The sequence below is a fragment of the Dysgonomonas sp. PF1-14 genome (assembly GCF_029892965.1).
GTDB lineage: Bacteria > Bacteroidota > Bacteroidia > Bacteroidales > Dysgonomonadaceae > Dysgonomonas.
In genome coordinates this window covers 61,498-76,026 of sequence record NZ_JARXWN010000009.1, presented here as the reverse complement: position 1 = coordinate 76,026, position 14,529 = coordinate 61,498, and the positions used below count along the sequence as shown (strand labels likewise).

Here is a 14,529-nt window from a genome sequence, read left to right as displayed (position 1 = left end):
TTAGATACTAATATTATGAACAGAATTTTTGTTTTGTCGGTATTACTACTGATCTGCTCATGTTGTAGCCTTTTTGCTCAGCAACAAGCCACAAATACAGGAGCGATGGTAACCGTAAAAGGTGTCGTAACAGACTCACAAACAGGAGAAACCCTTATAGGTGTGTCTGTGGTACAGAAAGGAGCAGCCGTAGGTACGATAACAGATATCGACGGTGCATATACAATGAATGTTCCGCTCAATAGTACGCTGGTTTTCAGTTATGTGGCTTATTCGCCGCAGGAAATCAGAATAACTGCTGCCGGAGAACTCAATGTACAGTTGAAAGAAAATAACGAACTCGATGAAGTCGTTGTTATCGGTTACGGAGTGCAAAAGAAAAGCCTTGTAACCGGAGCTATTACATCCATCTCGTCTAAAGATCTGGCTCAGACCGGACTGATGCGTGCCGATCAGGCAATGCAGGGGCGCGTACCCGGAGTAACGGTAATGAACAATAGCGGACAGCCCGGCGCAGCAGTCAGTATCCGCATACGTGGTGCAGGTACGAATAACAGTACTGAGCCGCTTTATGTTGTAGATGGATTTATTATGACCACCAATAAGATAAACGATGTTACTGTGGGAGGTATAGAATCTCTTAACCCTTCAGATATCGAATCGATGGAAGTATTGAAAGATGCTGCTTCTGCCGCCATTTACGGAGCACAGGGTGCGAATGGAGTCGTATTGATAACAACGAAAAAAGGGAAAGAGGGCGAAAACCGCATTGAATACAGTGGTTCGTATGGTATACAAAATCCTCGCCGTTATCTCGACCTGCTCGATGCGACTGCTTATGCGCGCATAATGAACGAATCTGCATACAATTCGGGTAAGGCATTACCATATACCGAAGAGCAAATATCCGCTATGGGTAAAGGTACTGACTGGCAGCGTGAAATAGCCAATAAAAATGCACCTATAACCAATCATCAACTATCCTTGATGGGTGGTAACCAAAAATCTCTCTATAATACATCCATGTCGTACTTTATGCAGGAAGGTATATTTGCACCCGGCAAATCGAAGTATGAGCGTTATACTGCACGTCTGAATTTTGAAAGCAATTATTTCAATGGTTTGTTGAAAATAGGTACAAACTCTGACGTATCCCATGTAAAAAGACAATCTATTGCATCCAATCAGGGTAATTCAGGACCGATATCTTCAGCTATCAATATAGACCCTATCACTCCGGTGTACGACGATATGAGGGACTTTGGCGTGTCGCCTTATGTAGCTACCGAAGTAGTGAATCCGGTTGCACGTATCTATTATACGCACGGTTCATCCAGCTATACACGTATCAATCTGACCGGATTCGCTCAGTTGGCTTACAAAGGATTTACACTGAGATCAAATCTTAATCAGATTATTACATACAACGAATCGAGAGGTTATACACCACTTTATCGTCTCAACAGTTCCAACTTTACTAATGATACGGGCGTGAGTAAGTCCATGAATCAAATCTTTGGCTTTAATAATGATAATACTTTGTCTTATATGAATAAGATAGATAAGCATAATTTCTCGGCAATGGTAGGTAATTCTGTCCGTAAAGAGAATGGTACTGATGTATCGGCAAGCAAACAAGGTCTTTTATACGATGATCCTGCATATGCATATATCGCATTGGCTAAGAAGCAAGGTAGTGACGGAGCAGGTGGCGGAGCCTTCAAAAAAGCTTTCCTTTCATACTTCGGACGTATAAGCTACGACTTCGACAACCGCTATATGATGACAGCTACCTATCGTATCGACGGTTCGTACCGCTTCGGGCCTAACAACCGTTACGGACATTTCCCTTCCATATCGGCAGGATGGAATGTGACGAACGAAAAATTCATGGAAAACGTAAAATGGCTCGATATGCTGAAAGCCCGCGTTAGTTGGGGACAAACAGGTAACGATGCTTTGGATGACTGGCAATATGTATCTACTATCAGCACATGGGGTAAAAACTATTACTTCGGAGACGATGAGCAGGCTATCGGTGCAGCACCGGGACGTACGGCAAACCCTGACCTGAAATGGGAAACATCAGAGCAGTTCAATATCGGTTTCGATGCCCGTTTCCTGCGCGATTTTACAACCACTATAGACTTATATCGTAAGACTACAAAAGACCTGTTGGTGATCATCCCTGCACCTATGTATATTGGTAACCTTGCTCCTTGGGGCAATGCCGGTAGTGTACGCAATCAGGGTATAGAGTTTAGCTTGGGATATCGTAAAGACTTGAAAAAAGACTGGTCGATAGATGTTACCGGAAATATTTCTTACAACCAGAATAAGGTACTGGAAGTAGGTAACGAAAGCGGATATATCACAGGCGGTAGTGTAATACAGATGCAAAACCTGCTGATGATGGAACCCGGACAACCGATCGGATATTTCTATCTGAACAAGACATTGGGAATATTCCAGAATCAGGCGCAGATAGATAACTATAAGAGTTCTGACGGAACAGTTATCCAGCCTAAGGCAAAACCGGGAGACCTGATCTTTAAAGATAAAAACGACGATGGAGTAATAGATGTGCTCGACCGCGAATATTGCGGAAGCCCGCATCCTAAGTTCAACTTCGGGTTTAGTTTCTCTACCAGATATAAAGGTTTCGATTTCAATATGTTCTGGACAGGACTTGCCGGTCATAAGATATTTAACGGACTACGCCGCTGGGATTTGCAGACAAGTAATTATCAGACAACTGTAATGGATCGCTGGCATGGTGAAGGAACTTCAAATTCGTACCCGCGTATTACTTCCGACGATCAGAACGGGAACTTTACTACCGCGTCCGATTTCTTCCTCGAAAACGGATCGTTCCTTCGCCTGAAAGATATACAGTTGGGATATACATTCAAGCAATTGGAAAAATTCCATATCAGACAGTGCAGGGTATATGTTTCGGCACTCAATCTGCTCACGTTCACTAAATACACAGGTTACGAGCCAGAGGTGACAGGCGGAGTAATGTCTCAGGGACTCGACAGGGGTGTATATCCTCAGCCTAAGACGTTTACAGTTGGTTTAAATCTATCATTCTAACCCGAACTCTAAATAATACAAGAATATGAAAACTCGATTAAAATATATTATCATTTTGGCAGGATTCCTGTCTATGACGGCTTGCGGCGACATACTCGATCTGAAGCCGATAACAGAAGAACTGGAAACAAATTATTATAAGAACGATTCGGAATGCTTCTCGGGGCTGGTATCGGTATATGATGTACTGCAATGGGGTGCTGTAAATACACCGGGCACAGGAGCGGGTAGTATTCCGTTCGAATGGATCAGCGAAGTTATGGGTGACCGTTGTTATGCCGGAGGCGACAATGCCACTGACGGAGCTACTATGGAGCGATTCAACAGAGGTACGCTTAATGGCGATGTTACCAATGTGCGCTCACTGTGGAAAAAATACTATTCGGGTATCTATCGTGCCAATCTGCTTCTTGAGAAATTGCCGGATGCACAGTTCGATAAGGAAGAAAATCGTGCCCGCTATGCTGCCGAAGCTAAGTTCCTGCGTGCTTATTTCTATTTCGATCTGGTACGCCTGTTCGGTAATGTGCCACTGATAACCAAAACGTTGTCAAGTAAAGAATACACTCAGGAGCAAGCTTCTCCCGAGGCCGTTTACGGACAAATAGCAGCCGATTTGCAAGAGGCTATGCAGGTATTGAAGCCATACAAAAATCTTCCTGCAACAGAATTGGGACGAGTGACAAAGAGCGCCGCACAGGGATTACTGATACGCTCGTGGTTATACTACACCGGTTATTATAATCAAACTCAGATGGGTGATATCACATTGCAAAATATAATCAGCATCAGCGAAGACCTTATCAACAACAGTGGTCACGGACTATTGCCTAAATACGGTGATTTATTCTCTCCGAAGAATGCAAATAATGCAGAATCTGTATTTGAAATTCAACACTCTGAAAAATCATATCAGGGATGGGACAATTCGAACCGCGAAGTAGCGGACGGTAACCTTTCGGTACTGTTGTGGTCTATGCGCCTCAATGCAGGCGACAAATCCCACTATGCTGATGGTTGGTCGTTTGCACCTATATCTAAAGCTTACTACGAAACGTTCAGCGATGCCGATGCACGCAAAGCAGCATCTTTTGTGGTACCGAAAGAAGAAGGTGTGAGCTATAAAGCAGGTTATCAGGATTCAGGTATATTCCCACGCAAATGGGCAGCTCTGAAAGAATTTCAGTCAAACAAAGGCGATGTGCGTGTAAATTATCCGTACAACAATCCTGTTATCCGCTTCTCGGATATTCTGCTGATGGCAGCAGAACTTAATCTTAAAGGAGGTGACACTGGTAAAGCATTGAATTATTATACCAAAGTTCGTCAACGTTCTATGGGTAATGCAACAAGTGTACCTTCGGTTAGTTTAGATCTTATCTATGCAGAACGCGATCTTGAATTTGCCTGTGAAGGACTTCGCTACTGGGATTTGATGCGTCGAGGTATAGATTATGCAAAACAGCAGATCGACGAAACAGATCCTTCCGGAAATGATGTATATACACAGAAGTTCAATTATGCGGCTAAAGGTTTATTGCCGATACCTACATCCGAGATTATCAATAGTAATTATAAATTGCAGCAAAATCCGGGTTATTAATCCGTAACTGATTAAATATAAAATGATATGAAAAAAATAATATCACTTGTCATCATAGCCCTTTCATGTATGTGGGCATGTTCACCCGATAATCCGGCAATGGATTTTGAACCAATTCCGGACGATGGACGTATCAAGGTTGTAGATATGGCCGACGACAATTCCTTTATGTTTATAAACGGCCTGTTAGGAGATGTACTGCCTCCTAAATGGGACTTAGGAAACGGGCAGTCGGCAGTAGGAGACACTGTATATGCAGGCTATGCTTTCACAGGTACATACACAGTGAAAATGACATATTACGATGGAGCAAAAGAAGTAACTGTATCCCGTGATATCAAAATCACACAGGACAATATGGCACTGGTAAGCGATCCCGTATATGATTTCTTAACAGGTGGAGTTGCAGCTCTGAATGGTAAAACATGGGTACTCGATTCGCTTCGCACAGGTCATGTGCGTCTGTGGAAACGTCAGACCGGACAGGAATCTGACGACAAGAAAGCACCGCTTTTCTATGCAGGAACAGGAATGTATGACGATGAAATAACATTCAAACTATTGGGCGCAGAATGCGTTTACGAAAATCATGGACAATCATACTCTCATGGAGGTACTATTGACGGCGTTGCACAATACCGCATTAACCAACTGAAAGAAATGGGTACGGTAACGGGAGTGGCATCATCGCCAAAAGGAGACTTTATTGTAAACTATACACCGGGTACGCAGCCACAAAAATGGTCGATAACAAAACGCGAACAGAGCGGAAAAGATGTTTATTATCTGAAACTTACAGGCGGAGCTTATATGTTCTTCTATAGAGGAAATCAACCATCCGATATCGAATATAGAATAGACTCTATCGGTGAAAACTATCTGCGCGTAGTTCACGAAGAATCGTACCCTGCATCGCGTGCTACCGCTAAGTGGGAAGACCACTATCTGCTTGTACCGAAAGGTTACCCTATTGAACCTGAGAAACCGGCAGAAGTAGATCCTCCGAAAGAAGAAACGATAGACGAAGGATTTGAAGAAGTCTCTAAATCCCTGACATTTGTATTGTCCGGTATGGGTAATAATACATGGGGGCTTCCATCCTACTCAGTTGTACGTAATGTAAGCATGACAAACCCGAATCCGTCAGATTCTATTGTACGTATAGTACGCGGAACGGGCAGCAACGAACAGCTTACATTGACACGCAATTATACATTCGATCTGGAAAATAAGAATAAACTGAAAATGCACGTTTATCTGCCAACTACCAACAACTATGACGGGGTGAATCTGAAACCGACAGTAGAAGTACGTTTGGTAAACAGTAAGAAAACATCGGAGACTGCAATCGTTACTAAGACACTGACATCTACAGACTTTGGTAAATGGGTAGAATTGGTATTCGATTTCTCAGGCAGCGCAGCCATTACCACCTTCGATACATGGGTGATACAATTCGGAGGGTCGTATGCCTCAAATGTACAGGCTAGTCCGGGAATATTCTATTTCGACAACATTGAATTAATTAACTAAAAAATATAATACAATGCGACTAAAAAGTAAATTATTGGTGTTCGCTGTCTTGTTCTGTAATCTGCTGGCTTTCGGTCAGACTACACAAGGGCTCGATCCGCTTGTGCAAAACGTTTACAACAGGCACCGAATCAGTCTCAACGGCTATTGGCACTATGTAGTAGACCCACTCGAAACAGGGTACTATGATTATCGGCGTATGCCGAATCCCGATGGATTCTTCAAAGACCATCAGGTAGATAATGTTAGCACATGGAAGGAGTACGACTTCGATACGGCGCCGGTAATGCCCGTTCCGGGAGACTGGAATACTCATTCCGACAATCTTTTCCTTTATGAGGGAACAATCTGGTTCAGACAGCAGTTCCTGTACACACCCAAGTCGGGCAATAAAGTATATCTGTACTTCGGAGCATCTAACTACGATACGAAGATATACCTTAACGGAACGAAGGTAGGAGAACACGAAGGTGGTTACACACCGTTCAATTTCGATGTTACCGATATTGTAAAATCAGGTAATAACAAGCTGGTCGTGAAAGTAGACAATAAGCGTCGTGCTGATGCCGTACCTACAAACAATTTTGACTGGTTCAACTATGGAGGTATTACTCGCGATGTGATGCTGGTAGAACTGCCTCAGACTTTTATTCAGTCGTACAAAGTTCAGTTGAAGAAAGGTACAACAAATACATTGGAACTGAAAGCCCGTATGTCAGCTAAAACAGCCGGACAGACAGTGACTATTGAGATTCCTGAACTGAAAATAAAACAAACTCTGACTACCGATGCTTCGGGTATGGCTTCTGTAGAAGTGAAGGCTACACCTAGCCTGTGGTCGCCAGAGTCGCCTAAGTTGTATGACGTTTTAGTATCGTCAGCTACCGATAAGGTAAATGATGAGATAGGATTCAGAACAATAGAAACGCGTGGTCGTGAGATATTCCTGAATGGAAAACAAATTTTCATGAAAGGCATAAGCATTCACGAAGAAGCGGCTTTCCGCAATGGCAGAATATTCAGTGAGGACGAAGACCGCACACTGCTGAACTGGGCAAAAGATCTGGGTTGCAACTATGTGCGTCTGGCTCACTATCCGCACAACGAACAAATGGTACGTCTGGCTGAAAAGATGGGCTTACTGGTATGGTCGGAAATTCCGGTGTACTGGACTATCCATTGGGAGAAAGACTATGTGTATGCAAATGCACTGAACCAATTGGACGAAATGATAGAACGCGATCAGAATCGTGCTAATATCTTCGTATGGTCTATAGCAAACGAAACTCCTCATAGCGATCCTCGCGACAAATTCCTGTCATCGTTGGCAAAATATGCCCGCGAAAAAGACAATACACGTCTTATCAGTATGGCAATGGAACGTAAGGACAAATCGAAGGAGATTCTTTCTATTAACGACAATATGAGTGAGTATGTTGATATTATCAGTGTAAACCAGTATGTTGGCTGGTATGACGGCACAAACGAAAAACTCGATCGTGTGAAATGGGAAGTAGATTACGAAAAGCCGTTGATGATAAGCGAGTTTGGCGGCGAGGCAGTCTTCGGTCATCATGGTGATGTAAGCCAGATATGGACAGAAGAATATCAGGCAGAACTGTATCGTAAAACACTGAGAATGATAGATGAGCGTATGCCTTATGTATCAGGTATCTCTCCTTGGATATTGAAAGATTTCCGATCATCGAGACGCTTGTTGCCTAACGTTCAGGACGGATTTAACAGGAAGGGTGTTATCTCCGATCGTGGCGACCGTAAGCTGGCTTTCTACGTGCTTCAGGAGTGGTTCAAGAAAAAGTAATTATTTAGGGTTGGTGAAAGAGTAGCAGATTAATTTTTGTGAAGATTGTACAAATCTGCTACTTTTTTCTCAGGAAAACAATTATCTGATATTTGAAATGAAAAAGTTAATATATCTGCTATTGCCTCTTCTTTTTTTGAGTTTTATTTCTAAAAAGTCAGATGTAAAGGAAAATAAATATATCAGGGTAGAGGGTAAGAATCTGATTAAGCCTAATGGAGAGAAATTTCTGATACAAGGTATTAATCTCGGTAACTGGCTTAATCCCGAAGGATATATGTTATTCTTTAAGGATGTAAATTCCTACAGGCTGATAAATGATGCGTTCAGTGAACTGACCGGACCCGATTTTACAAACTGGTTCTGGCAGGAATTCAGAAAGAATTATATAACGCATGAAGACATAAAATACATCAGGGGAACAGGTATGAATTCGGTTCGTGTGCCTTTTCACTATAAGTTGTTTACCGATGACAACTATATGGGAAAAGATAAAGGGCAGATCGGATTTGAGATACTCGATCAACTGCTGGAATGGTGCCGTCAGGAAGAGCTTTATGTGATTCTGGATATGCACGTAGCACCCGGTGGGCAAACAGGAGATAATATCGACGATAGTTACGGTTATCCTTGGCTGTTTGTCAACGAAGAGAGCAAAAAGCTGTTCTGTGATATCTGGAAACAGATAGCTGCACGTTATGCCAATGAACCTATCATTTTGGGTTATGATCTGGTAAATGAGCCTATTGCCCATTATTTCAGACCCGACTATGATAAACTGAATACAGAGTTAGAGCCGCTTTACAAAAGGTGTGTAGATTCTATACGCACAGTAGATAAGAATCATATCGTCTTGCTCGGTGGTGCGCAGTGGAACAACAACTTTAAGGTGTTTAAAGACTCTAAGTTCGATGATAATCTGATGTACACCTGTCATCGCTACAAGTGCGATACATTGGCTTCTCATATAGGGGATCTGATAAATTTCCGCGACAGCGTTAACCTGCCGATGTATATGGGTGAAACAGGTGAAAATACGGACGAATGGGTTGGAGGTATGAGGCGTATGCTCGAAAATAATAATATAGGCTGGCATTTCTGGCCGTATAAGAAGATGGCTGAGCGGGCATGTATGGCTATTATTCCTACACCCGAAAACTGGGATGTGATTGTGGAATACACAAAGGCAGACCGGAGTAGTTTTGCAAAGATACGTGAGGTGCGCCCTGATACTGAGGTGGTGAAAAAAGCAATGACAGACCTCCTTGACAACATGAAGTTTGCTAATTGCACAAAAAATAAAGGTTATACAGAGGCTTTAGGTATGAAACCCTGAATAGGAAGGGCTGTTAAGTTTTTTATCTTTAATTGCCTCCACTTTTAAGTGGAGGAACAGGATTGAGAATTTGGAACTGGCTTTAGCCAAATTTTGACTAAAGTCCTTTTTTTAGATAATCCTTTATCCACGCCTTAAAAGGCGTGGCAATATAAGAACTTAATAGCCCTGCTGAATGATAGGGAGGTTATTCATGTATTATTGAAAAGGTGAGGCTGCTCCAATAGGGGCAGCCTTTCCTTGTTTGTGAAGTTAGTTAAAAATGATTCACTTTTTTGTAATAGCTTTTTTGATACCTTCCAGATTGTCGTTAAACTCTGCCAGTTGGGCAATAACCAGTCCTGTCTGGTTATTCTGGTCGATACTTCCAAATTTATTATTTTTGTTGAATATCTCTTTGATGTGTATCCAGCGTTCGCTGTCACTACCTGATAATAGACCTGCTATCTCTTTTAGTTTCAGTATATTTGCTTCGCTGTCTGCTGTCAGTGTTTGCGATTCGCTTTCGTAGTGGGTAAGAATCAGTTCGCTTATCTCCTTCTTGTTCATTAGCGGAACAATCTGGCTTACCAGCTTATTCATATCCCTGTACGATCCTTGCAGTTTGAAAGAAGGCTCGGTACGATAAGTATCCTGCATGGCTGCACTGGCAATATAGTTCTGATTCACTTTCAATACTATATCTCTTATCGACAGGCTGTTTTTCACTACTGCAATGAAGTCGTCTACATCCTGCTGCATATGGTTGCCTTCGAGATCGGGCATCATTTCGCTTTTCGTTTCCACATAGTCTACCAGATTGTAGAAGTCTGTAAAGCTTTTGCTTGCTATCTTCTGCATATACGGATTTTCCACAATTGCATTTTCCAGCAAACTGAGTTTGAACAATGTATCGGAGCCTCCGATCACATCACCCAGATTGTACACATCGGCACGGTTGGCTAACATGTCCGGTATCTGGAACTTCTCGCCGCTTTCGGTGTACGGGTTACCCGCCATGATCACACAGAAGCGTTTGCCGCGCAAATCGTAGGTCTTACTGTCTCCTTCAAATATACCGTCCATTTTGCGTTGCCCGTCGGCAAGCGAAATGAACTTTTGCAGGAACTCCGAGCTACAGTGCTGGATGTCGTCTACGTAGAGCATTACATTATCAGCCATCTCGAAAGCGAGATTTATCTTTTTCAGTTCTTCGCGCGCTCCCGAAGTCTTGGCTTCGGCAGGATCGATGGATGTGATGGAATGACCGATGGTAGGCCCGTTGATCTTCACGAAGTTCAGCCCCATTATGTTTGCCAGATATTCCATCAGGGTGGTTTTACCATATCCCGGAGGCGATATCAGCAACAACATACCCATGCGTGCCGTACGTTTGTTGTCTCCCGCCACGCCGAGCTGTTTAGCCAAGTTAGCACCTATCAACGGCAGATACGTCTGGTTGATGAGCTTGTTGCGGACAAAAGATGTAAGTACACGTGGTTTCAGTTCGTTTATTTTCAGAGACTTCCTGTAAGATGCTATCATCTTGTCTTTCAGTTGTGTAAATTCATTGAATGTAGGTACACTGATTTCGTAGAAATGAGTCAATTTCTGAATAAAGTCGTGATAATCTATCGAATACAAATTGTTTACGATCACCGGATGACTACCTCTGAGGTCGGCAATCTCGATCTGGTCGGGACTGCGCCTCAACTCGTAGCGGAAATCGGTCAATAATAGCAGGCAAGATGTTTCGCCCACGTATTTTTTATACTTGTTGTATTTCTCCGATAGGTCGATGAATGATAGCAACCAGTTGCGTACCAGATAGAAACGCTCTACATCGCTGAACGAATCTTCGGCAAGATCAGTTTTGAAGTTCTCGGTCAACTTCTGTTTTTTCAAGTAAGCTGTAAACTCTTTTTCCAGCTCCTGTGCCTGTTCACTCACTGTAAATTCAGGATTTTCGGCAAATTCACAGAACAGATATATTGCTATTTGTTCAGGACTCATTCTAGAGAAATTGAAGCGCGTGTTCCATTTCACAAACATTTCCTGTATCTCTCTGATAACATACTGATAATTTCCTGATGCAGGGAATGCCTTCAATACATTGTTAGCAGAGACAATCAGTCCGTTCAGTAGTTTCTTATCCTCAGGATCTACGCTGTGCCAGAACAACTGTGCAGCGACACGTTCCTGCGGACGGAACGATAACAGTCCCAACTGTTGATGTATCGAAGTAAGTTTTTCGAAGATCGTAATCGCATCAGCATCGTGTACGCCTTTCATATACGATTCGGAATAGCTCTGTTCTACCCGCCCCGAAATAAACTGTTGCAGATTGAAGTCTTTTGATTTCAGACTTTCGTTGAATGCCAGATAAGCAAGGTATTCGGCTCTGTAAACCAGATTGTTTTCGGAAACTACTTCCTGCTCCCATATATCGCGATAGCGGTTTATATCGCCATCCTGCATTTCGTGGTAGAAGTTAGTCCCTGTAAGGTGATAGAGCAGCCTGTCGTCGCGTCTTACCACTGTAAGATCGAGTGATTGCTTGTTTACGGCAAACTTATGATTACCCAGTGCAATGATATTCTCACCGTCTACAAACAGCTCCGACTTATCTTTCAATATACGCAGCGCATCTTCGAGGGAAGTCTTGAGGCTGTTCTCCAGATTTTCGGCTTTCGATACGTCTCCCAGATTTTTCAGGTCTTCAACCAGCTTATGTACTTTGTCGACCATGAGGTCGGTAGAGTAGAAAGCTTGTATTTCTTCTTTCGATTTGAAAGACTGTGCCTTATTTTCTACATTTTTCAGTACACGCAGACCGATTTGTTCGAGAGAAGAAGTGCGTCTGTTGATTTGTTCTATCAACTGTGCTTTCCGCGCATCGAATACTTTTACTACCTCGTTCCGCTTGTCGGATATAATAACAATGAAATCGTCGAAGTCGGCAAATTTACTTTCCAGTTCTTCTATCTGTACACTAACCTTTGTGAAATATTCATCACTCTTTTCGGGTGATGTAGCCAGTTCCAGATAGTTGACGATGCTCTGTTCGAGCAAGGTAAGCTGAGCACGGAATTCTCCGGCGGCTTCCTTGTTTTTCAGCGAATCTACTTTCTTTTTCAGTTGCGCCCTGACCTCGTTCAGCGATGCAAATATCAGTGATATTTTTTCGATGATCTTAGTGGTTTGGGTAGTATCGTCTATTTTCAGGCTGTTGAGTATGTCTATAAGCAATTCCAGTTCGGAAGATATCAACTTGCAGTTCTCTTCTATCTTGTTGGCATCTATTACTTTCAGGACGCTTTCGACTTCTTTTTTCTGATCTGCTACTTTTGTTTCGTACGGAATCAAAGCTTCATCGCGCAACAGGAATTCGACAGTTTTGTCCGACAGTTTGCCGGCTGTGGCTATCAGCGTTTCTTTCAGCTCTTCTATTTTGCCGGTGTCTATGTATTTCTGATTATTAAGTTCTATGACTTCACCCTGCATTCTGCGGGTTTCGGCCAATAGTTTAACCAGCTTATCGAGCGAATCAAATTTTGCATTTTTGATAGAGAATAGCAGTGCATCTACTTTGTTAACTGTTGCTTCCAGTATATCTGCTGCGTATTTCTTCTGTGCTTTGACCTTCTCGAACTCGTCGATGGCTGTGTTGGCAATCTCTTTTATTTCTACCAGTGGTTCAGCCAGTTTATACGTAGCTTCGTCCGATACCCAGAAGTAAGCATCGACAATATCATTCGATTTCTTTACAATGTCTTCATAAAGACCTTCGTAGGTATCTTCCTTGTTGATCAGGTGAATGACTTCCTGACATTCAGCCATTGCCTTTACAATGTCCTTGTTGCCGATTTTGTAAAGAATGTTGTCCTTCTTCTCATAATTTTCTATCAGGCGGGCAGAGTAGGGGGTTTGCCATATCTGTACCTGATGATGCCTGGAGGCCTCTTGTTCGCTACGGAAGAATATCAGCGTACCATCGTGAGACAGGGTGAATCCGTTGCAGATAATCGGTGTCTCTACCTGTTGACGGATGATGTTGTACGACATGATGACGTAAATATTCCGCTCGTTCTGGTAGAATATGTAAAGGAAGTCTTCGCCGTTAGGTGATGCCACTTTACGGAAAAATTCCAGATTATTCAGTTCGCTTTCAAATATCTTGTGGTCGCCATTTTGGAGATAATACCCGTTGGGAAATATGATACCATGATTGTCGGGCAGGAGTATTCCTGCATCGTTGAGCATCTTTATATTGAGTACCTCTTTGGTGCGTGTGTTGAATACAAATGTCCTGAAATCTTCCTGATACGGTTTTATCCTTACCAGAATGAGATTTCCCAGATCGGCATAGTAGTATTCGGCATCGTCGAGTTGCTGGTCTTTATTCTCTACCTTTTCGGAATATATGCCTTTTCCCGTCTGTGTATTATCTTCTATTTTGAAAGTAATGTCACCGCCTACAGCTTCGATGAAGACTTTATCGAGGATAGATACGTGCGGATAGACACCCAGACGACGGTCTTCGAGGGTAGTCTTTATCCACTTGAACTCAAACTGTGGCGCTTTTACTACTTCGTGTATGCTACGGTCGTCCTGATAGATCAGCTTGTTTCCTTTTATCAGCCACTTGAAGGCTTTGAGGCCATCTATGCTTTTGCTGGTCTGGAAAACCATGTAAAGATAGTTCTCTGTACGCCTGAATTTGGAAAAGATCGAATCCCTGTAGTATTTATACAGATTTTTATAGTCGGTAATGAATACAGGATCGTCTATCAACTCCAAAGTCTGCGGAACAAACTGATTGTTTTCGAGTGTATAGATGCTGAAAACATCACTCAGCTGTATATCGGTGCGCAATCCGAAATGGACATTGTACCCGAATATATAGAGGTTTCCCAGAGCCATAATGCCCCTCGAAACACAGTTGTTTTCCGTATTTATGCGTTGGTTTGCTATCAGGGTGAGGTCTGATGAAGTGAACACGTCTTTGCGCGCCTCATTCAGTGAATTGAGACGGGTAGATAACGCGTCTTTCTGGGTTTGCAGGCGTTTTCTTATGATTTCATAAGTGCCTGCTTCCAGTGATTCAGCAGCTTTGTTTTGTTCCAAATCTTGCATATAATTAAACTATATAAATTCTAC

General features: G+C 42.7%; 6 protein-coding genes. 5 read left to right on the top strand and 1 reads right to left on the bottom strand.

Features of this window, described 5'->3' with window-relative positions; translation table 11 throughout:
- The first annotated feature begins 15 nt into the window (after window positions 1-15).
- The 5 genes from M2448_RS12010 to M2448_RS11990 all read left to right on the top strand — a co-directional run bounded on the left by M2448_RS12010 (window position 16) and on the right by M2448_RS11990 (window position 9,390).
- Entirely contained in the window at window positions 16-3,096 is a 3,081-nt protein-coding gene (locus M2448_RS12010) for a TonB-dependent receptor (protein ID WP_280646252.1), read from the top strand.
- Between the two features lie 25 nt (window positions 3,097-3,121).
- On the top strand, window positions 3,122-4,699 hold the full coding sequence (locus M2448_RS12005) for a RagB/SusD family nutrient uptake outer membrane protein (protein ID WP_280646253.1): 1,578 nt from the start codon (window positions 3,122-3,124) through the stop codon (window positions 4,697-4,699).
- 27 nt (window positions 4,700-4,726) lie between these two features.
- Window positions 4,727-6,232: a hypothetical protein gene (locus M2448_RS12000; RefSeq protein WP_280646254.1), complete on the top strand. Its 1,506-nt coding sequence runs from the start codon at window positions 4,727-4,729 to the stop codon at window positions 6,230-6,232.
- A gap of 13 nt (window positions 6,233-6,245) precedes the next feature.
- Entirely contained in the window at window positions 6,246-8,054 is a 1,809-nt protein-coding gene (locus M2448_RS11995; protein ID WP_280646255.1) for a glycoside hydrolase family 2 TIM barrel-domain containing protein, read from the top strand.
- A gap of 97 nt (window positions 8,055-8,151) precedes the next feature.
- Window positions 8,152-9,390 (top strand): glycoside hydrolase family 5 protein, encoded by a 1,239-nt coding sequence (locus tag M2448_RS11990; RefSeq protein WP_280646256.1) that lies wholly within the window; start codon window positions 8,152-8,154, stop codon window positions 9,388-9,390.
- A gap of 267 nt (window positions 9,391-9,657) precedes the next feature.
- On the opposite strand, the gene M2448_RS11985 is transcribed toward M2448_RS11990, so the two are convergent.
- Window positions 9,658-14,505 carry a DNA repair ATPase gene (locus M2448_RS11985; RefSeq protein WP_280646257.1) on the bottom strand — a complete coding sequence of 1,616 codons (4,848 nt, stop codon included), beginning with the start codon at window positions 14,503-14,505 and terminating at the stop codon, window positions 9,658-9,660.
- Window positions 14,506-14,529: the final 24 nt, after the last annotated feature.